This is a genomic window from Alphaproteobacteria bacterium (assembly GCA_017308135.1).
GTDB lineage: Bacteria > Pseudomonadota > Alphaproteobacteria > CACIAM-22H2 > CACIAM-22H2 > Tagaea.
Genome location: JAFKFM010000006.1, coordinates 677,843 through 700,094, shown reverse-complemented (window position 1 = coordinate 700,094; position 22,252 = coordinate 677,843). Strand labels below are relative to the sequence as shown.

The window sequence follows — 22,252 nt, the reverse complement described above, 5'->3', positions numbered from 1 at the left end:
GCGGCCGATTGCAGCCGAAAGGTCGCCTTGCGCCAAACGCGATCGATTCACCCGCACACGAAAAAATCTCGTTCGCCCTTGCGCCATCGCCGCCGCCAGGATCGGCGATCCCGACGGAGGTATCGATGCAAGACGAAGTGCTGTTCCATCGCGACGGCAAGATCGCGATCCTGACGCTGAACCGGCCCAAGAAACTCAACGCCATCGACTACGCGACCGCCGACGCGTTGCTCGCCCGGCTCGACGCGATCGAGATCGATCCCGATTTGCACGCGGTCATTCTTACGGGTGCCGGTCAGCGCGCGTTCTCGGCCGGCGGCGACATTCCGCAGTTTTCCGAAAGCGTGCGCGCGGGCGCGTTCCAAGCCGTGCGCGATTTCGTGCGCCGCGGCCAGACGCTGACCGCGCGCATCGAGGCCTTCCCCAAGCCGGTGATCGCGGCGGTGAACGGGCTTGCCTATGGCGGCGGGTGCGAAATCACCGAGGCGGCACACCTCGCCGTCGCTTCGGCGCGCTCGATGTTCGCCAAGCCCGAGATCAAGCTTGGCATGCCGCCGACCTTCGGCGGCACGCAGCGTTTGCCGCGCTTGGCCGGGCGCAAGCGTGCGCTCGAATTGCTGCTGACCGGCGACAGTTTCGACGCCTATCGCGCGCTGGAATTGGGGCTCGTCAATCGCGTCGTCGGGCACGCCGATCTGATGGCGGCGTCGCTGGAGCTTGCGCACAAGATCGTGCGGCATTCGCCCTTGGCCGTGGCGTCGGTGATCGCGGCGACGACGCGCGGGATCAATCTGCCGATCGGCGAAGGCTTGCTGGTGGAAAGCGAGCAATTCGCCAAGATGGTGCCGACGCGCGATTTGCGCGTGGCGCTGGACGCGTGGCTTACGCGTGCGGCACCGGCGGGCGGCGCAGCTTCTTGACCAGCGCCTTCACCCACGCGCGGAACGCGGCGACTTCCGGCCGCGCCATCGCTTCGCGCGTCGAGACGAGCCAATAGGCGGAGCGCGAGCGCCGCGCCGGCCCCAGCACGGGCACGACGCGGCCTTGCGCGATCTCCGCCCCCATCAACGGCAAGCGCCCGATCGCCACACCCGCACCGGCAGCGGCGGCTTCGAACGCCATGATGATCGAATCGACCTTGCGCGCGGGCGGCGTGTCGGGCCCGGCGGGCGGCGCACCCGCCAATTCGCGCCACGACTCCCAATCGTCGCGCGCCGAGACGAGGCGGATCGACGCGTGGCGATCGAGATCGGCGACGCTTCTGATTTCGGCGGCGATCGCGGGTGCGGCGACGGGGACGAGCCATTCGTGGAACAGCAGCGTGGCGGTGAGGTCCGGCCAGTCGCCGCGCCCCAAGCGGATCGCGACGTCGATTCCGTCGCGCGGGAATTCGACCTGGCGCTGGCTGGTGTCGAGCGTGATCTCGATGCCGGGATGCGCTTCGCCGAATTTATCGAGATTGGGGGCGAGCCAGCGCAAGCCGAAAGTCGGCGCCACGCTGACCGTCAGCTTGCCGTTGGCGCGCCGCCCCGGCACGCCGTCGCTCGCCCGCGCGATGATTTCCAGCGCGTCGCGGATCTTGGGCAGATAGTCGCGGCCGCTCTCGGTCAGCGACAAAGCGCCGGGCCCGCGCGCGAACAGCTTGGCGCCCAGCCAATCCTCCAGCGTCTGAATGCCGTGGCTGACGGCGCTGGGCGTCAGCGCCAATTCGGCGGCGGCGTTCTTGAAACTCGCGTGGCGGGCGGCTGCCTCGAACAGACGCAAGGTTTTCAGCGGCGGAAGACGATAGGCCATGGCGCCAGCATAATTCCCGCATTGGGTCCGGAAGATGGATTTCCCTCACCGGAAGGTGAGATTAATTCGCGCGCGGGGCATCGGCCGGCGGCGGCTCGGCGGGTTTGGGCGCGGGGCCCGCCTGATGCAGCACCATCCGCCATTCGCCGCCTTCCCGTATGAAGGCGTTGGTCGCCGCACACCAGCCTTTGCCGCCATCGAGCGATTCCAGGCACACAACCAGCGCGGTTTCGCCCGCGAAAACGACGTCCGGCTCGACCGGCACGCTGGATGGTGCGGGGCCGGACAAAATGCGCCGCCAGCTTTCCATCACCGCGTCGCGGCCCGTCAGGATCGGCCAGCCGGGGTGAATGCAGGCGACCGACGTTGCCTTGGCCCAGATCCGGTCCATCGCCGCGAAATCCCGATCCGTGAAGGCCCGATAGAAGATTTCGTTGGCGAACAGCACGGCTTGGCGCTCGCGGGCTGGATCGAAACGGGGAACTGCCGGACGGGACATATTCGGTCGTCTCATTTTGCGAATCGAGATATTAACAATTTGACTCAAATAGGCGATCTCTGGCCTGATAATACCTGATCTGCTAGGTTCTGGGGATAAGTTGCCGGGGTTTCGGCGCGGCAACCTTGCCGCACCGGGCCCCTTTCGCGTGATTGGTCGAACGGACGGGTTGGACGAACAAGAACGATGGACGGAGCCGTATCGAAATCGTTCTGGGCTCCCCCGACCTTCGCCGAGCGGGGGGCATCGGTGCCGTTCACGACACCGATCATCGTCGGCAGCCGCGTCCGAGGTCATTACGACGAGCTGGAGCTCGTCGTGCCCAACCCTTCCGGCGCGAAGGGCAACTACATTCTGGGGTGGAAGTCTCTGCCGGAAGTGTTCTCGCTCACGGTCCATGATCGGGTTCTGCATCGAGCGCTCGACGAAGCGGGCGCCTCGACGCCCGAAGCCGTGCGCGGCGCCACGATGCGCACCGCCGCGACCGGCTTGGCCGGCCCCGCCGCCGCCAAGCAAGCGAAGGCCCTGCTGAAGGAGCAGGAAGATTTCAAATTGCTGATCCAGTTTTCGCTGCTGTCGGAAACGGTCACGCAATTGTCCGAAGGGCAGCTGCAGATCACGCTCGCCCATGTGCAGAGCGAGACGGGCCGCCAGCAGGCGAAGCTGATTCTGGCGCGCGTCGCGCACAAGGTGAATATCGAGGGCAACGAGCTCTACGCGCGCGTCGAAGCGTGGTCGGATCTGCTCGGTCCCATCGGCACGCCGAAGCTGACGCGCGCACCCCGCCTGCGCCGCATGCGCCAGCGGATCGAGGAATTCGCGAACTCGATCGGCGGCTGGTCGGAAGTCGATAAATCCGAATACGCGCCGCTGGGCGGACTCGCCAGCCTCGTCGCGCGCGAAACCTCGGCACTCGCCGCCGAGACGTTCGCGATCGCCGACGCCTATCTCGAGAAAATCGATAAGACCGTCGCCACGTGGGAGAAGTCGCAGACCGAAATCGGCGACGCGATCGAGCGTATTTCGTGGATGCTCGACGGCTGGGATTTGCTCGTCGCGATGTGGGAAGACGCCGTCGTCAAGGCGCCGCACGAACAACAGGCCGTGGTGCAGGAACTCGCGCGCATTCTGCCGATCATTCCCGAGGAGGAAGTCACCGGCGCGCGGCGCGACAAGATCCGCGACATCGGCGTGCAGCGCCGCAAGCTCGTCAAACCAATGGAGGATTGGGTCACCGGCACGATCGACGCCGATCTGCGCACCCGCCTCGAAAAGTATAAGGCGAAAGCCGCATGACCGACGTAACCAAAGCGTTGGGCGACCTGTCGCAGCGGCTCTCGCAGATTCCGGAGTCCACGCTGATCGAGATCGTGTGGGCGCTGGAAGGCAAGCGCGCCGGCAACCACACCGATCAGACGGCGTTGGGCCTGCTGGGCCAATTCCGTCCGCGTCTGCAACTCGTCCGGCCGAACCGGCGCATGAGCGCCAAGCGCCTGTTCGCCATGCCGTTCGAGGACATGCTGACCAACGCGCCCAAGACGCAGTCGAAGATCATCGGCAAGATCAGCCGCGCCGTCATCGATCCCGCCTGGGACATGATGGTCGACAAGCTGGGCCGCACGGAGATCGAGCAGATCGAAACCGCGATCCGCGCGATGCCCAAGAACCACGCCTCGTGGCTGGAACTGGGCGCGCGCCTGTGGCCGCAATGCGCCAAGGAAATGCGCGACATCGTCACGCGCGCGGAAAAGAACGTTTCCTACCGCGCCGACATCACGCCCAAGCTGGGCGGGCCGGAAATGTATCTCGACTTCCAGGACATCACCGACGTCATGGAAATCGCGGTCGAGGTCCAAGGCATGCGCGAAGCGCTGCCGCCCAAGCCCATCGTGGCGCTGACCGACGACGATATCGAAGCGATCGGCAAAACCGTGATGGCGGTCGACGCGCGCATGCGCCAGCGCGCGCCCGTCCTCGTCTATGCGCTCGTCGCGCGCCTCGACCAGCCGACCGAAATCCTGTCGATCTTCGTGCGCGTCGCCGAAAAGGGCATGGCGGGCTCGACGGGCGAGCTTGCCTCCATCACCACCGAAGTGATGGTGACCGATATGGAACAGCGCTTCGAAGAAGTGCGCCGGTCGATCGCCAGCGGATCGAACGACGGCAAGGTCACGGTGCGCGAGGATCTCGCCAAGGAGATCGAGCACCATCTGAAGGGCATCGCGCAGGGGCGCGAACAATTGAAGGGCCAGTCGGGGGCGGCCGCGTCGCGCCGCCTGGAGCGCGTCAAGATCAAGCTCAAGGACGTCGTCAGCTCGAACATCATCGAGAACGCGAGCAAGGACGTCAGCGCCGTGCTCGCCGATATCGGCCGCCTGGCCGCCAAGGCCGCGGGCGAAGGCGATATCGGGGAGATGCAGCTGGTCGAAGACCGGTTGCTCGCCCTGCAACTCGCGGCGAAATACGCGAGCGAGCTCGGCCTCGACAAGGAATTGAAGGACGAGATCAAGCGCGTCGAAAGCCAGATCGACGGCCATACCGGCCGCCTGTTCGGCGATATCCGCTCGCGCGGCCTGACGGTCGAAAACCGCCAGGACGTGGAAGCCGAGCTTTACTCGAGCGTGCGTATGCTCGAACTCGTCGTCGGCGCCGACAAGGCCGAAAAGACGCTGGTCGAAGGCCTCAACGTCATCGACGAAAACACGCGCGAGCAATAACGCTCAGCGGTTTTTGCCCGGCACCCACAACACGTCGGCAGCGCCGTCGTCGTTCAATTTGCGCGACAGCACGAATAGATGATCCGACAGGCGGTTCGCATAGCGGATCGCGGCGGGGTTGACCTGCTCGCGCGCGGCGAGTGCCACGATCTCGCGCTCCGCCCGGCGCGCGACCGTGCGCGCCAGATGCAACGCCGCCGATGCGGGCGAACCGCCGGGCAACACGAAGGAATTGAGCGCGGCGAGGCTTTCGTTCATCGCGTCGATCTCGCGCTCCAGCCGTTCGACTTGCGCTTCCACGATGCGCAACGGCGGATATTTCGGATCGGGCGTTTCGGGCGTGCATAGATCCGCGCCCAGATCGAACAGATCGTTCTGAATGCGCGCGAGCATCGCGTCGGCTTCGCCTTTCGTATGCAGGCGCGCGAGGCCGACGCAGGCATTCGCCTCGTCCACCGTGCCGAACGCGGCGACGCGCAGCGCATCCTTGGATACGCGACTGCCGTCGCCCAGCGACGTCTCGCCTTTGTCGCCGCCCTTCGTATAGATGCGCGTGAGTTTGACCATTTCCTAGCCCGCGTATTTGCGCAGCAACGCGTAGGTCAGCATCAGCAGCAGCGCCAGCGCCTGCAAGCCGACGCGCCAGCGCATCATTTTATTGCCGTTGCGCCGGTTGAACTCGCCACCTTGCGCCATGCCGCCCATGCCGGTGAACAGCGTGGCCGCGACCGCGAGGCACGCGGCGCCGATCAGATAGGGAAAGACGGCGAGAAGGAACTGCATGATTTCACCGGCGGCGGAATTTGAAATCGCCGCGCGCTTCCGCCAGATCGGCGAACAGCGCGAGCAGCGACTTGAAGGACGGCCCGATCTTGCGCCCGGCTTTGGCCGCGTCGCGCCAGGCGATTTCGAACGGGCCTTCGACGTCGCGCAACAGCGTATCCCACAACGCGTCGAGATTGGGCGAGAAATACGCGGGGAACCCCAGCTCGACGGACAGCGTCGCATAGACCTTGTCCATCGTGTCGTGGCCCGAGGTGAGGATTGCGCGCTTCATTTCGGCACTTCGCGGAAGCTGGAATAGTGATCGATCGTCACATAGATAAGTCGATCGCTGGAAAAGACGAGGCGTTTGGCGTTGCGCCGCCCGCAGGCGAAATCGAGATCGGCTTCCGTCCAGCGCCGTCCGGCGGCCTCCGGCAGGCGCTTTTCGCGATTGAAGAAGCGATCGCCGCCGATCGCCTTGCCGGGTGCCACACGGCACAGATCGCCGCCCGGCCGCCAGCCGAGCTTGGCCGCGTCGTCCTTGTCGAGATAGCGATCCGCCGGCAGGCGCCCGGTCGCGCGGATCGCTTCGACCGTCGCGACGAATCCGTCGACATCGTTGAGCCGCATTTCCCGCGCGAAACCGCGCAAATCCGCGGCCGAGAGCGGGCCTGCGAGCAGCGCCAGCAAGGCGACGAGAAGAACGAAAAACCGTTTCATCGCGTGCTATATAGCGCGCCACCGCCGCTTCGCAACAGACGGACCGCCATGTCCTTTCTCGACCGCATCGCCGAGTGCAACAAACACGATCCCGCCGCTTACCGCCCCTTTTTCGCCGCCGGGCGGCAAGTGGGATCGGTGCGTCACGCCTTGGCCGCGCGCTTGGCGCGGATGCCGGATATTTTCGCGGCCGACGGGAAATGCGTCACGCTGCTTCCCGCCTTCGACACGGTCGAAAAACGTTCGGCCGCGATCGACAACGCCGTACGTGCGCTGGAAGCCGACGGTATCGTGACGGGGCGGCGCAACGAAAACTATCCCGCCTGCCCGGAATGGGGCCGGCCCTATGATTTCGTCATCGAGCGCGCGGCCGCCCCGCATTTCGGCATCCGGTCCTTCGGCGTGCATATGACCGGCTACACGCGCAAAGCGGACGGCATCCATATTTGGGTGGCGCGCCGCGCGCGATTGAAGCCGACCTATCCCGGCATGCTCGACAACACGGTGGCCGGCGGCCAGCCGGTCGGCATGAGGTTGATCGACAACATGGTGAAGGAATGCGGCGAGGAAGGCGGCATTCCGCCCGAACTTGCGCGCAACGTGGTGCCCGTCGGCGCGATCTCCTATTGCATGGATGCGGCCGACGGTTTGAAGCCCGACGTGCAGTTCTGCTTCGATCTGGAATTGCCGCCGGACTTCACCCCGCGCAACACCGACGGCGAGATTGACGAGTTCTTTTTGTGGCATTGGACGCGGGTCGCCGAAACGGTCGAACGCACGCGCGAATTCAAGTTCAACTGCAATCTCGTCCTGATCGATTTTTTCGTGCGCCACGGGCTGATCAGTCCCGAGCATCCCGACTATCTCGCCATCGTCGAAGGCATGCGGCGCTAAAGGTCAAGCCGCGCGCGCAGCGATTCCGGTGTTTCGCCGTTTTCACGCAAACTGCGGATCGCCAGCGCTTGCGTGCGCTTGGCGAGGCGCTCGCCATCGTCGGCGCGGATCAACCGGTGATGACGCCAATCGGGCACGTTCAAATCGAGCAAGGCTTGCAGCAGGCGATGGATATGCGTCGCCGGCAGCAAATCCTCGCCGCGCGTGACCAGCGTGACCCCTTGCAGATGATCGTCGAGCGTGACCGCCAAATGATAGGAGGTGCCGATATCCTTGCGCGCCAGCACCACGTCGCCGTGGCTGGCGGGATCGGCGCGTATCACGCCGCGATCGAGATCGCGCCAGTCGAGCGGTCCCGCCAGCGCCGCCGCCTTCGCCGAATCGAGGCGCAGCGCGAAAGCTTGGCCTTGCGCTTGGCGGCGGGCAATCTCGTCCGCCGCCAGGCCCCGGCAGGTGCCGGGATAGATCGGCTCGATCCCATGCGGGGCCGAAGCGAAGCGCGCGATATCCGCACGCGTACAAAAACACGGATAGATCACGCCCTTCGCCTTCAGCCGATCCAGCGCGGCGGCGTAATCGGCGCGATGCTCGGATTGGCGGCGCACCGGTTCTTCCCAGCGCAGGCCGAGCCAAGCGAGGTCTTCGCGCATCGCCGTTTCGAATTGCGGCTTGCAGCGGACATCGTCGATATCCTCGATCCGCAGCAGGAAACGGCCCTTAACGCGCTGCGCCTGATCCCAGGCGAACAGCGCCGAATAGGCGGAACCCAGATGCAACAAACCGGTCGGCGAGGGTGCGAAACGCGTGACGATCATGGCGGGATCGACACTAACACGCGCCGCTGCACGAGCGTGATTGGCAGGGAATGGACCGTCTGCGTTGGGTTTCCGGCGTGTGCGATCCGCGCGGCGCGGTCCGAAGCCGATAGCGCTACCTATCGGCGAGGGCCGCAACAAAGCGAGCGCCCGCCGGAATCCAACCCGGAGGGCCGCGTTCTTTTTCGCCGCGGGGGTCGTCGAAGGGCTTGCGCGTAGAACCACTACGCGCCACACCCTTCTCCTACCCGCGTCGCAAAATCCCTGCGGCGCAGATGATCCATTCCCTGCCAATCACGCTCCAGGAAAGGCACATGTCGAATATCCAACTCGATGGGCCGCGCATGGGCCCGGCCGCCGGGGGCAAGCCCCGTTCCATCGTCGCGTTGCTGCACGGCCTGGGGTCGGACGGCAACGATCTGATCTCGCTCGCCCCGATTTTCGCGCGCGCCTTGCCGCATACGGCGTTCGTGGCACCCAACGCGCCGTTCAAATGCGACATGGCGCCGTATGGCTGGCAATGGTTCTCGCTGCTCGATCGCAGCCCGGCGAATATTTTGGCGGGCGTGCAGACCGCGGCACCCATCCTGAATGCGTTCATCGATGCCGAACTCGCCAAGGCCGAATTGCCGCCCGCGAAAATCGCGCTGTTGGGCTTCAGCCAAGGCTCGATGATGTCGCTGTTCGTCGCCCCGCGCCGGGCGGCACCCATCGCGGGTGTCGCCGGTTACTCGGGGCGCTTGATCGGCGGCGGCTTGCTGGCCGACGAGATCAAATCGCGCCCGCCGGTGCTGCTGGTGCATGGCGACCAGGACCCGATCGTGCCGTTCGAGTCGATGGCGGCGGCGGAAAAGGCGCTGACGGCGCTGAATGTGCCGGTCGAAACCCTCGCCTGCCCCGGCCTACCGCATTCGATCGACGAGGCGGGCATCGCCAAGGGCCTGGAATTCCTCGCCCGCGTTCTGGCGTGACGCCCCCGCGCCTCGGCTGCGGGGCGGCGATTCTGGACGGCGACGGGCGCATGCTGCTGGCCCGCCGGCTGACGGAACCGGAAGCCGGGTGCTACGGCCTGCTCGGCGGCAAGATCGAGCCGGGCGAAGGCACGCGCGACGCGATTCTGCGCGAAATCGAAGAAGAAATCGGCGTGCGCCTGGATCTGCAAGGTTTCCTGTGCGCGGTCGATCTGATTCTGCCCGGCGGCATCCACTGGGTCTCGGTCGTGGAGCGCGCGCGGATCGCGTCGGGCACGCCCGAAATCCGCGAGCCCGACAAACTCGCCGATCTGGGCTGGTTCGCGCGCGACGCGCTGCCGCAGCCTTTGACCCAAGCCGCCATCGCGGCGGTCAAGGCGCTCGACGGGTGATTTAACGGCGCCGCAATATTCGGCGCCATCCGACATATTGTGTTCGGACCGCGATTCGCCTAACAATTAATGGAGTCTACGACGTTGCTTCCGCCTTGGCGTCTCCGCCGGGATAGCTCCATCGGCGAATCGGCAAGGCGGCCTTCGACCATCCTCGAGGGAGTGATCTTGTCGTGTACGTTTCGGCCGATGCCTGTCCAGCGCTGGTCTTGAACGCCGATTTCCGGCCGCTGTCCTATTATCCGTTGTCGGTGTGGTCCTGGCAGGACGCGGTCAAGGCCGTGTTTCAGGATCGCGTCAATGTCGTGCACGAATACGACCGTGTCGTGCGCTCGCCCACCCATGCGATGCGCCTGCCCTCGGTCATCTCACTGAAGGAATACGTGCCGGCGGCGCGCCGCCCCGCCTTCACGCGGTTCAACGTGTTCCTGCGCGACCGCTTCATTTGCCAATATTGCGGCGACGGGTTCCCGGCGCACGAACTGACTTTCGATCACGTCGTCCCGCGCTCGCGCGGCGGGCGCACGACCTGGGCCAATGTCGTGACCGCGTGCTCCAGCTGCAATCTCGCCAAAGGCAGCCATCTGCCGCATGAGGTGGGCATGTTCCCGCGCCATGCGGCCGAAGCGCCGACCTCGCAGCAATTGCAGGAGAACGGGCGCGCCTTCCCGCCCAATTTCCTGCACGAAAGCTGGCGCGATTTCCTCTACTGGGATTCGGAACTCGAATCCGCCTGACGCGGCCTCAGTCGATCGCGCGCAGACGGGCGCGTTCGCGGCACCGTGCGGCTGCGCGTTGCGCCAACAGGCGCCGGCGGGCGTGCTCGACGCAGACCAGCAAGTCCTCGCGCGTCACCCGATCGCGATCCATCACGGCCAGCATGACCGGATCGCGCAGCATCTCGTCCAAACGCGGCTCGTCGTAGCGAAGGTCCCACATCACAGCCTCCCAAATCGGCTGCAATGGGTATCGCCGCGGATCGTGGCGAAATCCTGGCGACGGATCGTTGATTTCAGGGAAGTCGCGTTACGTTTTGCGACGCGCGTTACGCGATGCGGCGGTTCGGATCGCGCATCAGCGCGTCGATATGGAAGCCCTGAAAGATGCGAATGCCCGAAGCTTGGCCCAATTCCAGCGCCTCGGCGTTCTCGCAGCGCGCCATGATCAGGCGCCCCGGTTCGGCCTGCGCGATTTTCTCGGCAAGCCCCGCCTCGCGCCATTCGGCCGGACGTTCGGTGCGATAGAAGATCTTGATGAAGTCGGCGCCCATTTCGGGACGCGCGAACATCGGCAGCGTGTCGAGCGTGACGCCGTCGAGCAATACGCGATACCCGGCGTTGCGCAGGAATTCGCACGCGGTCAGGTATTCGGCGAAATCCCAGAACACGTCCAAGCGCGGAATTTCGATGATCAGCTGGCTTTTCGGGATGAAATTGGCGATGCGCGTGTCGAATTCGCGGAACGTCGCCGACATGATCGTCTGGACGTTCAAATTCAGCGACACGTTGCCCGATTGGCGGGTGACGAAACCGTCGAACATCGCGCGCAGCACGCGCTGATCCATCGTGCGCGTCAGCTGCTGGAACAGCGGCTTGACCGCGCGCAAATCGTTCTTGGGCGCCACGAGCTGGCGCAGATCGTTCACGCCGACGAAGACTTCGCGGAAGAACGGGCGGATCGGCTCGCCGGGCGCGATCGCGCAAGCGATCTGGCTTTTGAGAAATCCGGTGATATCCGCCTTGCGCAGCAGGTCTTCCAGCTTCGACAGCGACGACGTGGTCAGCGGCTGGCCTTGCGACGAGCCGATCGCCGTGCCGGCCTTCTGCAACAGGCGCTGGCGGCGTTCCTGGAAGGCTTTGTAATCCTCGTAGATCTTCGAAACGATCGCCTCGAAATCGGCGAACGTGTCCTTGAACGCGAACAGCTCGTAGGCTTGCGCGGCTTGCCCTTCCTCGAGGCCCGCGGCCGAGGCATGGGTGCGCAGAATGCCTTTGAGATCGTCCTCGATCGAATCGAGGTGATAGCGGTGGTCGCGGCGGAACAGCAGCACGATGTTGTAGTTGTGCATCGCGTAGACGCCCGCGTCCGAGCCCGCGACGAGCTGCTGCAGCGCCTTGATGATCTGCTGGAAATTCTCGCGCCGGCGGCTGAACCACGCGGGCGAGTTCATCGCGATGATCGCGCCGTAGCGATACTGGATATCGTCGGAGCGCTTGATGCGCTCCAATTCGGTGAGGAGGGTTTCCTCGTCGGTCTGTTCGCCTTTGGGGTCCATCATGGCGTCAGACCCCAGCGCCCGGCATGGCGGACGGATCGATACGCCGCGCCCACGGCAAGCCGCGCACGCCCGACGGAGCCGACGGCTGCTCGCGCCACTTCTTCAGAATGCCGATCGCTTCGGGCGTGCCCATGCGATCGAACAACGCGATGGCGCCGTCGGAGGCGCCTTGCGGCTTGTCGCCTTCCGGCAGCAAGCGGCCTTCGCTGGACGAGGTGCGGCGCACGAGCTGCGCCAGCGCCAGGAAATGCGCGCGTTCCATGCCCAGCGCCCGGCACGCGACGGCGAGGGCGCGCCCATCGGGCTGATAGAGCGAGCGGCGCGCGATCTTGATCGGCAATTCGGCGAAGCGCGCGAAGATCGCTTCGAACAACGACACATGGCCTTGGCGCAGCGTCTTGACCAGGATCGCGGGATCGTTGAGGCGCTCGCTTTGAATCGCGTCGGCCAGATGGTCGGTCGCCGTGCCCCAATCGTAGGATTGGGCGTGATCGGACGCGGCCTGAACGCTCGCTTCCTCGATCGCCCATTCCATCTCGCCGGCCCATTCCACGGCCCAGGCGTCGAAGGGATGGCGTTCGCGAATCTGACGCTTCAAATCGGCGGCGACCCAGCCATAGAGGCGCGCCGCCACGTCGCCCGGCAGGTCTTCGCGCGAAACGAGCGGGCGTTGCAGCCCGTCGCGCTCGCGCGCGAATTCGGCGAGATAGGCGTAGGTCGCTTCCGCGATGCGCGAGGAGCGGTTGTCGAGCAGCTCCTTCATCACGTCGCTGTCGCCGCTGTCGACCAACGCCGCCGCGACCGCTTCGGACACGCCGTCGCGGCTGGCGATCGCCAGGCGATGGGCGGCCCCGCGCTGGCGCACGATCTCGATCAAATCTTCGTCGGCCAATGCCGCACTCATCGTCAGCAGCGGCTTGGCGACGGTGATTTCGTCGTTCGCCAACGCGACGACCAATTCCTTGGGCGCGTCGGCCGTTTCCGCGAGGCGTTCGGCCAAGCGCAGCTTGATATCGACTTCGATGTCGCGCACCAAATGGCGCACGATATCGGCGGCGATTTCATATTCCGCGCGGTCGAGCGCCATCGGCACGTCGGCGAGAATTTCGCCGAGCTCGTTGCCCACGGTCGCACGAGCCGCCCGCTGGCCCGTTTGGGCCACGCGCAGCAGGTCGTGGATCTTGCTTTGAATCAGGTCGTCCATGCCGATTTGCGAACCCTACGCCCAACCGCGAGTCGAGGGCAAGGGATAGAGATCAGCCGCAAGACATTGTCAGATAAAACGAATCTCCTACGCGAAGAGGTCACTAGCGAATTCGAAGTTTGCGAGTAATTTGCACTTGCAGTTCCAAAACGGCGATTGTATCTTGCCCGCGCAATTGCAAATCATTCGCAATCAACGAGGCTCGAAGGAAATGACGCTGATGCCCCCCCAGATTTCGCGCCGCGCCCTGCTTGGCACCGCCGCCGGCCTGGCCGCCACCGCTTCGGTGCCGGCCTGGGCGCAGGGTGCCGCGGGCGGCGTGGTGAATCTCTACACCGGCCGTCACTACGACACCGACGAAGCGATCTACACGAATTTCACCAAGGCGACGGGCATCAAGGTCAACCGGATCGAGGGCGAGGCCGACGCGCTGCTCCAGCGCATCCGCACCGAAGGCGCCAATTCCCCGGCCGACGTGTTCGTCACGGTCGATGCGGGCCGCCTGTGGCGCGCCCACGCGGCCGGCGTTCTGCAGCCGGTGAAGTCGGCCGCTTTGGAAGCCGCGATTCCCGCCCATTTCCGCGAGCCGGAAGGCCATTGGTTCGGCCTGTCGAAGCGCGCGCGCGTGTTCATCTACGACAAGGCGAAGTTCAACCCGGCCGACGCGCCGACCTACGAATCGCTCGCCGACCCGAAGCTCAAGGGCAAGGTCGTCATCCGCTCGTCGACCAACGTCTATAACCAGTCGCTAACCGGCGCGATGATCGCCGTCCACGGCGAGGCGAAGACCGAGGAATGGGCGCGCGGCCTGGCCGCCAATCTCGCCCGCCCGCCGCGCGGCGGCGATCGCGACCAGTTCTACGCGGTTGCGGCCGGCGAAGGCGAAATCGCGGTGGTCAACACCTACTACTACGCCAACCTGTTCCGTTCGAACGACGCGAAGGACAAGGATGTGCTGGCCAAGACCGGCATCATCTTCCCGAACCAGCGCGATCGCGGCACGCACGTGAACATCTCGGGTGCGGGTGTGGTCAAGACCGCGCCGAACAAGGCGAACGCGATCCGCTTCCTCGAATATCTCGCCTCGCCCGACGCGCAGACGATCTTCGCCGAAGGCAACAGCGAATATCCGGTCGTGCGCGGCACGAAGCTGGTGGCCGCCCTCCAGCAATTCGGCGAGTTCCGCGAGGATACGCTTTCCGCGGCCACGTTCGGCCAGAACAACGAAGCCGCCCTGCGGCTGACGGACCGCGCCGGCTGGAAGTAAGGTTTCGAGCCCCTTACTTCCCGCTCGCGGCGTCGGGCCGCCGTCCTCCCCCCGCTCCCGGGAATGGACGGCGGCCCGATTACTTTTTGGGGCGCTGGCCTCGATCGCGCGCTAGATTGCGCGCCACCATGAACTACCGACACGCCTTCCACGCCGGCAATTTCGCCGATGTCGTCAAGCATGCGACCTATGCCTGGGTGCTCGCGCGCATGACTGAAAAGCCCAAGCCCTTCGCCGTGCTCGACACCCATGCGGGGCTGGGCGAATACGATCTCGAAGCCGATCAGGCGACGCGCACCGGCGAATGGCGCGACGGCATCGCCAAACTGCGCGACGATCTGGCGGCCGCACCCGAATCGCTCGCCCCCTACGCCGCCGTCCTCGCCGATCTGCCGGCGCGCTGGTATCCGGGCAGTCCGCGCGTGGCGCGCCATTTCCTGCGCGACGGCGATCGCGCGATGCTGTGCGAACTGCATCAAGTCGACGCCGCGACGTTGCAGCGGACCTTTGCCGGCGAAAGCGGAATCGAAATCGTCGCCGACGACGGCTACGCCGCCATCAAATCCAAATTACCGCCGCGCGAACGGCGCGGCGTGGTGCTGATCGATCCGCCGTTCGAATCGACAGACGAGTTCGACAAACTCGCGCGCGGCCTGCGCCATGGCTTGAAGCGTTTCGCGACCGGCGTGTTTCTCGCCTGGTATCCGATCAAGGATCGGGAAGGGCCCGACGCGCTGATCGCGGCCTATGCGACGGGCGAGACGCGCCGCGTGACGCTCGCGGAAATCGAGTGGCCGGCCACGCCCGACGCGAAAGGCTTGCGCGGCTGCGGAATCCTGGCGATCAACGCGCCGTGGCGCTACGAAGAAGCGATGCGCGAGGCTTGGGATTGGTGTGCGGCGCGGTTCAAGCCGGGCGCCAAGGTCGAGATCCGCGTTTTGGCGGGGGAGTGACATGCTGATCGTCCAATTCACCGACACCCATGTGCTGGAGGACGGCAAGCGCGTCTATGGCCGCTTCGACAGCCACGCGATGCTGGCGCGCGCGATCGACGCGATCCTGGCGCTGGAGCCCAAACCCGATCTCGCCTTGCTGACCGGCGACATGGTCGATCGCGGCTCGGCCGAGGAGTATGCGCGCATCAAACCGTTGCTCGACCGGCTCGATATGCCGCTGGCGATCATCCCCGGCAATCACGATGCGCGCGACACGCTGCACGCCGCCTTCGGCAAGACCACGATCATGGGCGAAGGCGAGTTCCTGCATTGGGTGCGCGACGATCTTGGGCCCTTGCGGATCATTGGCCTGGACACGCATGTGCCCGGCAAGGTGAACGGCGAGTTGTGCGAAAAGCGTCTCGCCTGGCTGGAAGCCACCCTGGCGGCGGTACCCGATCGGCCCACGCTGATCGCCACGCATCACCCGCCCTTCGACACCGCGATCGGCCATGTCGAAGCATGGCCCTTCGCGGGTGCGGCGGCGTTCGAGAAGATCGTCGCGAAGAACAAGCAGATCGTGCGCATCGTGTCGGGCCATCTGCATCGCCAGATGATCGCCCCGTTCGGCGGCACGATCGCCAGCGTGTGCCCGTCGACCGCGCATCAATTCGCGCTGGATTGGCGGAAGAAAGCGCCCGCGATGTGGACCGACGAGGCGCCCGGCTTCCAGCTGCATCTATGGGACGGCGCGAAGCTGATCACCTCGACCCGCGCCGTCGGGCCGTTCGAAGCGGTCGCGCTTTAATCAAAAACGAAAAGGGCGCGACGGCCTTCGCCGTCGCGCCCCTTCTTTCTCCGCGGGTACGGAACTTATTCGCCCGGCGCGGGGCCGACCGGGCCGGTGAGTTCCACCGTCACGGCTTCGGGGCCCTTGCGGGCGGTCACGACCTTCATACGCACCGGCTGACCGGGCGCCAGATTCTGAAGACCGGCGTTGCGCAGCACGGTGATGTGGACGAACACGTCCTTGCCGCCGCCATTGGGCTGGACGAAGCCATAGCCCTTGAGGCCGGAGAACCACTTCACCACGCCGTCCATGTCTTCGGCGTTTTCGAGATTCACGGGCGGCTGATAAGCGGGCGCGCCGCCAAAGCCACCGCCGCCACCGCCGTAACCGCCGCGATCACCACGATCGCCGCCGTAACCGCCGCCGCCACCGTAGCCGCCGCGATCACCGCCGTAACCGCCGCCGCCGCCATAGCCACCGCGGTCGCCACGATCGCCGAAGCCGCCCTGACGCGGACGCGGCGCGGGTGCCCGCGACGTCGAATTATCGACTTCCAGCACGCGAAGGACCTGACGGCCCTTGGGGCTCTGACCGATCTCCACCGTCACAGCCGCACCTTCGCCGACCGATTCGTAACCGGCCTGCTTCAATGCGGAGAGATGGAGGAAGGCTTCCGGCGAACCGTCGCCGGGCGTCACGAACCCGAAACCCTTGGCGGTGTTGAACCACTTCACCGTGGCCCGCATCGTCCCGTCACCCGAAGGCATATCCATCGTCCTCAGTGTTGCGTCGTCGGGCGTTGACCGGCACGACGTCTTCGTTTCCCTGTCCGCGCGCTGCGATTGCTGTTCCCGTGCGCCCTTCGCAATCACGTGCGCGTTTGCGACGTATCAGTGTCTTTCTTTTCGAAGACGATCCTGTTCCGCCATCGTTGAATTTAGCAGCGCCCGGGAAAACCGCAAAGGGGGGAAAAACCGCCTTGGCTTGTAGCGAAGCTAAATTGGACATGGTTGCCGGCGCCGTCGCGGGATTCACAAGACGCCGTGGGGATATCATATATCGCGGTGTCGCCGGGCCGGACGAACACCAGGGAATGTGTCGGCGCCGGGTGCGGGACCGTCGCAAGAACCGGCTTGCCGCATGTTTGAGCAGCCGGCATCACGCGCCCGGCGCCCCCGATCGGCCGCCGGACGGCGGATTTATTTGCGGATCGTTTCGTAGACGAGTTCGGCCGCCGCGAGATCTTCGAGCGCGGTGCCGACCGATTTGAACAGCGTGATCTGGTTATGGAAGGATCGCCCCGCCGCACGGCCTTGCGCCAACTCGGCCAATTCGCCGGCGATCTGTTTTTCGTCGAGCGCGCCGTTCGCCAAAGGCTGGACGATATCGCCCGCCTCTTTCATCGCCCCGGCATAGGTATCGACATAGACGCGCGCGCGCGTCACGGCTTCGTCGTCGGCCTCGCGCATTTGCGGCGTGAAGCCGCCGACGAGATCGAGATGCTGGCCTTGCCGCAGCCATGCGCCGCGCACCAGCGGTTCCTTCGCCAGCGTGGCGCAGGAGATCGTGTCGGCCCAAGCAACGCCGTCTTCCAGCGAACGCACCGCGCGCGCTTTCAACCGGCGGCCGTCGAAATTCTTGGCCAGGCGTTCGGCCTTGGCGAAGTCGCGGCCCCAGACGACAAGCTCGGTGATCGGCCGCACGCTGGCATGGGCGAGGATCAAATGCGGGGCGAGCGCGCCCGTGCCCACCATCAGCAATTTCGACGCGTCGGGACGCGAGAGATATTTGGCCGCGAGCGCCGAGGCGGCGGCGGTGCGCTTCAGCGTCAGCATCGAACCGTCGATGACCGCGAGTGGGCGCCCATCGCGCGCCGAGATCAGCACATAACTCCCCATGACCGAGGGCAAGCCGCGCTCGCCGTTCGACGGGAACACGGTGACGATCTTGATGCCGGCATAGCGCCCCGGCTGCCAAGCGGGCATCAGCAGCAGCGTCGCATCGGCGGCACCCGGCACTTCCATCGCGTGGTGATGGCGCACGGGTACGACCGCGCCGCGCCGGAACGCGTTGCGCAACGCTTCGACCAACGGCGCGACTTCCAGGATGTTCTCGACCTGGCTCGCCCCGACGATCAAGGGACCGCCCGTCCCGTCCCGCATCCGATTGCTCCGCTGCGATTGAATCCGCTCAGGCCGAAATATAGCAATCTCCGCGCCGCATGCACGGATGGCATGTCGCTTGCTGGCAAGTGCGGTCCAACGGAGTGACCGAATGCCCGCCCAGACCGATATCGAAGGACTTCCCGCCCTCGAAGCGCGAATCGCGCGCGATCTCGACATCGTCGCCTATCCCAAGCGCGATTGGGTCGCGCCCGTTCTCGCCCCCGACGGCAAGGTCGCGTTGGATTGCGCCATCGTCGGCGCGGGGCAATACGGACTCGCCCTCGCCTTCGGCTTGAAGCGCGAAGGGGTCGCGCGCATCGCCTGCTTCGATCGCGCCGAGGAAGGCTTCGAAGGCCCGTGGATGAGCTTCGCGCGCATGTCGATGCTGCGCACGCCCAAGGATCTGACCGGGCCCGAGTTCGGCATTCCATCGCTGGGCGTGCGGTCCTGGTACGAGGCGAAATACGGCGCAGCGGCATGGGACGCGCTGTTCCGCATCCCGCGCCCGACCTGGATGGAATATTTGCGCTGGTATCGCCACGTGACCGGCGCGGTCGTCCATAACCGCCACGACTGCACGCGCATCGAGCCACTGGGCGACACGCTGTTCAAGCTGACCTTCGCCACGCCCGACGGCGACAAGGTGTTCTATGCCTCGACCGTCGTGATGGCGATGGGCGCCGAAGGTTCGGGCGGGCGCACGATCCCCGATTTCATCCGCACCGCATTGCCCGCGTCGCTTTACGCCCACACCAACGATGCGATCGACTTCGCGACGTTGAAGGGCAAACGCATCGGTATTCTGGGGGCCGGCGCGTCCGCTTTCGACAACGCCACCGCCGCACTCGAAGCGGGGGCGGCGAGTGCGGATCTGTGTTTCCGACGCGCGCAATTGCCCCGGCAGAATCCGCGCCGCTGGATGGAGTATCCGGGCTTCCTATCCCATTTCGCGGCCCTGCCCGACGCGCAACGCTGGGCCTATATGCGAAGGCTTTACGCCATCGGCCAGCCGCCGCCCAAGCCGACCTATGATCGCGCGATGGCGCAGGCCGGTTTCAAGCTGTGCCCGTCCACACCGTGGGACAAGGTCGAAAGCCCCGACGGCAAGACGATCGTGGTGACGAGCGGCGCGCAAAAACGCGAATACGATTTCGCGATCGTCGCGACGGGGCTTTACGTCGATATCGCCCAGCGGCCCGAATACGCCGCGCTCCGCGAACACGCGGCGTTGTGGAAGGATCGCTACGCCCCGCCGCCCGATATGGCGGATGCGCGCCTCGGGAACTTCCTATATCTCGGCCCGAACGGCGAGATGCTGGAGAAAACGCCTGGGGCCGCCCCCTATCTCAAGCGCATCTTCAACATCACCCGCGCGTCGGTGATGAGCCTCGGCCCCGTCTCGGCATCGAACAGCGGAATGAAATACATCGCGCCGCGCATCGTGGCGGGTGTCACGCGAACCTTGTTCCTCGACCAAGCGGAAGCGGCGTATCGTCAGTTCCTGAACGGCGATCACGACGAGATTCCGAATGGCGTTTGAAAAACTGACGAGCCACGGCCGCTATCCCTACTCCGCCTTGGTCGACCGGCCCGATTGGTCGTGGCCCGGTGGCAAGCGTTTGGCGGTCTATGTGGCACTCAATGTCGAAGTCTTTCCGTTCGGCGAGGGCATGGGGCCGGAGTTGGCCCCCAAGCAGCCCGAGCCGGACGTGCAGAACTTCGCCTGGCGCGATTATGGCAATCGCGTGGGCATCTGGAACGTGCTCGACGCGCTCGACGGATTTCCGATCAGCGCGTTGATGAACACCGCCACTTACGACGAAGCGCCCGCGATTCCGAAAGCCTTGCGCGCCTGCAAGGCGGAGATCGTCGGCCATGGCCGCACGAATGCGGAGCGCCAATCGTCGATGGACGAAGCGGGCGAAGCCGCGTTGCTCGCCGCATGCCGCGAACGCATCGCCGCCGAGGAAGGCGCGCCGCCGCAAGGCTGGATGGGGCCGTGGGTTTCGGAAACGCGCGTCACACCCGACCTACTGGCCGAAGCGGGCTATCGCTACACGATGGATTGGCCCGCCGACGACCAGCCGCATTTCCTCGCCACGCGCAGCGGCAAAAAACTGCTGTCGATCCCCTATGCGCGCCACACCAACGATCTGCCGTGCCTGATGGGGGCGAAATGGCCGCCCGCCGTGTGGGCCGATGCGGTGATCGATATGTTCGACGAAATGCGACGTCTGTCGGCCCAGCGCCCGCTGGTGTTCAATTTGTCGCTCCACCCTTATCTGGTGGGCGTGCCGTTTCGCTTGCTGCATTTGCGCCGCGTGCTGGCGCATATCGCCCAGCATCGCGACGCGATTTGGCTGGCGCGTACCGGCGAGATCGCGCGCCACGCGCTGTCGCTGCCGGATGGAACGATCGTTTAGAAGGGCGAGCCGGGCGGCAGGGGAATCGGCGGTTGCGGCGTTTCGCTCGTCACACCGGCTTGCCGTGCCTTCAATTCCCGAAGCTCGATGTCGAGCGTGGCGGCTTTGCGCGCCATTTCGCGCGCACGCTTGCGGGACGCCCCGCCCGCCAGCCACGCGACAACCGCCCCGAACAGGAAACCGATATAGAGGGCGCCCACCAGCGCCACGAAGACCGGCATTTGCGTTTGCGGCCCGAGCGGCCACAGATCGACGGTCAACTCGCCGCGATTATTGAGCGCGAATAACCCCGCGAGCGCCGCGAGCGTTCCCGCCAAAATCCAATAGAGCGTGCGCAAGGGGTGCCGCCCCGCCCGATCAGGCGGCCGGCTTGGGCTGTTCGTTCAGCTTTTCGCGCAATTCCTTACCCGTCTTGAAGAACGGGATATGCTTTTCCGAAACCTCGACCGAGGTGCCGGTGCGCGGATTGCGGCCGGTGCGCGAGCCGCGACGCTTGACCGAGAACGCGCCGAAACCGCGTAGTTCCACGCGATGGCCGCGGGCCAAAGCGGCGGCGACTTCATCGAACACGGTCGAGACGATACGCTCGACATCGCGCTGATAAAGGTGCGGGTTGAGCTCGGCCAGGCGCAAAATCAGCTCGGATTTGGTCATCGCCCCAACACCCTGTTGAAATCGCTAACGAATACGTAATTCAGGGTGCCAGACCGCCACCAGCCCGTCAAGCGTAAGCCGTTCGGGAAGATAGGTTTTTCCGAAAATGGCCCGAATCGCCCCCTTGGCGGCCCCGCCGAACCATTCATCCTCGCGCGAAACCCGGATTTCCCGGGACGGCAGATCGGCCGAAACGCCTTTTTCGTCGAGCCAGGCGCGGGCCTCGGCCAGGCCCCCGATCCCGTCGATCAAGCCGTTGGCGGCGGCCTGCCGGCCGGTGAAAACCCGTCCATCGGCCAGTTCCTTGGCCTTTTCGGCGTCGAAACCGCGCCGTTCGGCGACCATGCCGACGAACATCGCGTACATGTCGTCGACCAGACCTTGGGTCGCGCGGCGGCCGTCGTCGGTCAATTTCTCGAAGGGCGACGGCACGGCCTTCAAGGGGGCGGATTTGATCGCCTCGGCCGATACGCCCAGCTTGTCGAGGAGCCCCGTCACGTCGGTCGTTTGCAAAATCACACCGATCGAGCCGGTGATCGTGCCTTCGCGCGCGTAAATCCGATCGGCGGCGATCGCGACCATATAGCCGCCCGACGCCGCCATCTCGCCCATCACGGCGACGACCGGCTTATCGGCCGCGACTTTGCGGATCGCGTGATAGAGGCTTTCGCCGCCCACGACCGTGCCGCCGGGGCTGTCGATCCGCAACACCAGCGCCTTGGCCTGGTCGCGCGCCATCACATCCTCGACCGCGTCGAGCAGATCCTGGTCCTGCACGATCATGCCCGCGACGCGCAACTCGGCGACATAGGGGCTGAACTCGCGCACCAGATCGCTGCGCCCGACCGCGACGCCGACGACGCCGAGGCCGAAAACGACGGCGGCCGCGCGCCACAACGAACGCGAGCGGCGCAAACGCCGGCGATCGACGATCAATTCGGGGTCGGTCATCGAATCCTCTACGCGCCC

At 65.4% G+C, this 22,252-nt stretch carries 27 protein-coding genes; 12 read left to right on the top strand and 15 right to left on the bottom strand.

Features of this window, described 5'->3' with window-relative positions:
• The first annotated feature begins 125 nt into the window (after nt 1–125).
• Nucleotides 126–920: a crotonase/enoyl-CoA hydratase family protein gene (locus tag J0H39_03725; protein MBN9495843.1), complete on the top strand. Its 795-nt coding sequence runs from the start codon at nt 126–128 to the stop codon at nt 918–920.
• On the opposite strand, the gene gcvA is transcribed toward J0H39_03725, so the two are convergent.
• Together gcvA and J0H39_03715 are read right to left on the bottom strand one after the other, a co-directional pair.
• Entirely contained in the window at nt 883–1,794 is a 912-nt protein-coding gene (gcvA, locus tag J0H39_03720; GenBank protein ID MBN9495842.1) for a transcriptional regulator GcvA, read from the bottom strand. The two genes, J0H39_03725 and gcvA, sit on opposite strands and share 38 nt — an antisense overlap.
• A 61-nt stretch (nt 1,795–1,855) precedes the next feature.
• Nucleotides 1,856–2,293 carry a nuclear transport factor 2 family protein gene (locus J0H39_03715; protein MBN9495841.1) on the bottom strand — a complete coding sequence of 146 codons (438 nt, stop codon included), beginning with the start codon at nt 2,291–2,293 and terminating at the stop codon, nt 1,856–1,858.
• 249 nt (nt 2,294–2,542) lie between these two features.
• Between J0H39_03715 and J0H39_03710 the strand changes: the two genes are divergently transcribed.
• Nucleotides 2,543–3,589: a hypothetical protein gene (locus J0H39_03710; GenBank protein ID MBN9495840.1), complete on the top strand. Its 1,047-nt coding sequence runs from the start codon at nt 2,543–2,545 to the stop codon at nt 3,587–3,589.
• On the top strand, nt 3,586–5,010 hold the full coding sequence (locus J0H39_03705) for a hypothetical protein (protein MBN9495839.1): 1,425 nt from the start codon (nt 3,586–3,588) through the stop codon (nt 5,008–5,010). Before J0H39_03710 ends, J0H39_03705 begins: the two co-directional genes overlap by 4 nt.
• A gap of 3 nt (nt 5,011–5,013) precedes the next feature.
• Here the strand turns inward: J0H39_03705 and J0H39_03700 are convergent, their stop codons facing one another.
• Genes J0H39_03700 through J0H39_03685 form a run of 4 tightly spaced genes read right to left on the bottom strand, consistent with a single transcriptional unit; the run spans nt 5,014 to nt 6,495 of the window.
• The gene (locus J0H39_03700; GenBank protein MBN9495838.1) at nt 5,014–5,577 is read right to left on the bottom strand and encodes a cob(I)yrinic acid a,c-diamide adenosyltransferase; all 564 of its coding nucleotides are present in this window, start codon (nt 5,575–5,577) and stop codon (nt 5,014–5,016) included.
• Between the two features lie 3 nt (nt 5,578–5,580).
• Nucleotides 5,581–5,793, bottom strand: coding sequence for a twin transmembrane helix small protein (locus J0H39_03695; GenBank protein MBN9495837.1), 213 nt, complete (start codon nt 5,791–5,793; stop codon nt 5,581–5,583).
• A 4-nt stretch (nt 5,794–5,797) separates the two neighbouring features.
• Nucleotides 5,798–6,067: a barstar family protein gene (locus J0H39_03690; GenBank protein ID MBN9495836.1), complete on the bottom strand. Its 270-nt coding sequence runs from the start codon at nt 6,065–6,067 to the stop codon at nt 5,798–5,800.
• Nucleotides 6,064–6,495, bottom strand: a complete 432-nt coding sequence (locus J0H39_03685; protein ID MBN9495835.1) for a hypothetical protein — start codon at nt 6,493–6,495, stop codon at nt 6,064–6,066. Before J0H39_03685 ends, J0H39_03690 begins: the two co-directional genes overlap by 4 nt.
• Before the next feature lie 48 nt (nt 6,496–6,543).
• On the opposite strand from J0H39_03685, the gene J0H39_03680 reads away from it, so the two are divergent.
• The gene (locus J0H39_03680) at nt 6,544–7,389 is read left to right on the top strand and encodes a DUF4743 domain-containing protein (GenBank protein MBN9495834.1); all 846 of its coding nucleotides are present in this window, start codon (nt 6,544–6,546) and stop codon (nt 7,387–7,389) included.
• On the opposite strand, the gene gluQRS is transcribed toward J0H39_03680, so the two are convergent.
• On the bottom strand, nt 7,386–8,204 hold the full coding sequence (gluQRS, locus tag J0H39_03675; GenBank protein ID MBN9495833.1) for a tRNA glutamyl-Q(34) synthetase GluQRS: 819 nt from the start codon (nt 8,202–8,204) through the stop codon (nt 7,386–7,388). The genes J0H39_03680 and gluQRS overlap by 4 nt on opposite strands.
• Before the next feature lie 314 nt (nt 8,205–8,518).
• On the opposite strand from gluQRS, the gene J0H39_03670 reads away from it, so the two are divergent.
• From J0H39_03670 to J0H39_03660, 3 genes are all read left to right on the top strand, one after another.
• The gene (locus J0H39_03670; protein MBN9495832.1) at nt 8,519–9,175 is read left to right on the top strand and encodes a dienelactone hydrolase family protein; all 657 of its coding nucleotides are present in this window, start codon (nt 8,519–8,521) and stop codon (nt 9,173–9,175) included.
• A gap of 50 nt (nt 9,176–9,225) precedes the next feature.
• A complete protein-coding gene (locus J0H39_03665) occupies nt 9,226–9,567 on the top strand; it encodes an NUDIX domain-containing protein (protein ID MBN9495831.1) in 342 nt (113 codons plus the stop codon).
• A gap of 173 nt (nt 9,568–9,740) precedes the next feature.
• Entirely contained in the window at nt 9,741–10,304 is a 564-nt protein-coding gene (locus tag J0H39_03660; GenBank protein MBN9495830.1) for an HNH endonuclease, read from the top strand.
• A gap of 7 nt (nt 10,305–10,311) precedes the next feature.
• Here J0H39_03660 and J0H39_03655 read toward each other — a convergent pair whose 3' ends face one another.
• The 3 genes from J0H39_03655 to J0H39_03645 form a co-directional block, all read right to left on the bottom strand.
• The gene (locus tag J0H39_03655; GenBank protein ID MBN9495829.1) at nt 10,312–10,506 is read right to left on the bottom strand and encodes a hypothetical protein; all 195 of its coding nucleotides are present in this window, start codon (nt 10,504–10,506) and stop codon (nt 10,312–10,314) included.
• A gap of 106 nt (nt 10,507–10,612) precedes the next feature.
• Nucleotides 10,613–11,845, bottom strand: a complete 1,233-nt coding sequence (locus J0H39_03650) for an EAL domain-containing protein (protein ID MBN9495828.1) — start codon at nt 11,843–11,845, stop codon at nt 10,613–10,615.
• A gap of 4 nt (nt 11,846–11,849) precedes the next feature.
• On the bottom strand, nt 11,850–13,049 hold the full coding sequence (locus J0H39_03645) for a DUF2336 domain-containing protein (GenBank protein MBN9495827.1): 1,200 nt from the start codon (nt 13,047–13,049) through the stop codon (nt 11,850–11,852).
• 220 nt (nt 13,050–13,269) lie between these two features.
• Here J0H39_03645 and J0H39_03640 point away from each other — a divergent pair, with 220 nt between their 5' ends.
• From J0H39_03640 to J0H39_03630, 3 genes are all read left to right on the top strand, one after another.
• Nucleotides 13,270–14,316: a Fe(3+) ABC transporter substrate-binding protein gene (locus J0H39_03640; GenBank protein ID MBN9495826.1), complete on the top strand. Its 1,047-nt coding sequence runs from the start codon at nt 13,270–13,272 to the stop codon at nt 14,314–14,316.
• Nucleotides 14,317–14,444: 128 nt separating this feature from the next.
• Nucleotides 14,445–15,269, top strand: coding sequence for a 23S rRNA (adenine(2030)-N(6))-methyltransferase RlmJ (locus J0H39_03635; protein MBN9495825.1), 825 nt, complete (start codon nt 14,445–14,447; stop codon nt 15,267–15,269).
• A 1-nt stretch (nt 15,270) separates the two neighbouring features.
• Complete coding sequence (locus J0H39_03630; protein MBN9495824.1) at nt 15,271–16,059, top strand: phosphodiesterase; 789 nt, start codon at nt 15,271–15,273, stop codon at nt 16,057–16,059.
• 65 nt (nt 16,060–16,124) lie between these two features.
• On the opposite strand, the gene J0H39_03625 is transcribed toward J0H39_03630, so the two are convergent.
• Nucleotides 16,125–16,787 carry a cold shock domain-containing protein gene (locus J0H39_03625; GenBank protein MBN9495823.1) on the bottom strand — a complete coding sequence of 221 codons (663 nt, stop codon included), beginning with the start codon at nt 16,785–16,787 and terminating at the stop codon, nt 16,125–16,127.
• A 453-nt stretch (nt 16,788–17,240) separates the two neighbouring features.
• Nucleotides 17,241–18,203 carry an ornithine cyclodeaminase family protein gene (locus tag J0H39_03620; GenBank protein MBN9495822.1) on the bottom strand — a complete coding sequence of 321 codons (963 nt, stop codon included), beginning with the start codon at nt 18,201–18,203 and terminating at the stop codon, nt 17,241–17,243.
• Nucleotides 18,204–18,315: 112 nt separating this feature from the next.
• On the opposite strand from J0H39_03620, the gene J0H39_03615 reads away from it, so the two are divergent.
• A complete protein-coding gene (locus J0H39_03615) occupies nt 18,316–19,746 on the top strand; it encodes an NAD(P)/FAD-dependent oxidoreductase (protein MBN9495821.1) in 1,431 nt (476 codons plus the stop codon).
• Nucleotides 19,736–20,629: a polysaccharide deacetylase gene (locus J0H39_03610; GenBank protein MBN9495820.1), complete on the top strand. Its 894-nt coding sequence runs from the start codon at nt 19,736–19,738 to the stop codon at nt 20,627–20,629. The genes J0H39_03615 and J0H39_03610 overlap by 11 nt, the downstream gene beginning before the upstream one ends.
• Here the strand turns inward: J0H39_03610 and J0H39_03605 are convergent.
• Genes J0H39_03605 through sppA form a run of 3 tightly spaced genes read right to left on the bottom strand, consistent with a single transcriptional unit; the run spans nt 20,626 to nt 22,234 of the window.
• The gene (locus tag J0H39_03605; protein ID MBN9495819.1) at nt 20,626–20,967 is read right to left on the bottom strand and encodes a LapA family protein; all 342 of its coding nucleotides are present in this window, start codon (nt 20,965–20,967) and stop codon (nt 20,626–20,628) included. The genes J0H39_03610 and J0H39_03605 overlap by 4 nt on opposite strands.
• Nucleotides 20,968–20,986: 19 nt before the next feature.
• Nucleotides 20,987–21,283 (bottom strand): integration host factor subunit beta, encoded by a 297-nt coding sequence (gene ihfB / locus J0H39_03600; protein ID MBN9495818.1) that lies wholly within the window; start codon nt 21,281–21,283, stop codon nt 20,987–20,989.
• A gap of 24 nt (nt 21,284–21,307) precedes the next feature.
• A complete protein-coding gene (gene sppA / locus J0H39_03595; GenBank protein ID MBN9495817.1) occupies nt 21,308–22,234 on the bottom strand; it encodes a signal peptide peptidase SppA in 927 nt (308 codons plus the stop codon).
• Between the last annotated feature and the right edge of the window lie 18 nt (nt 22,235–22,252).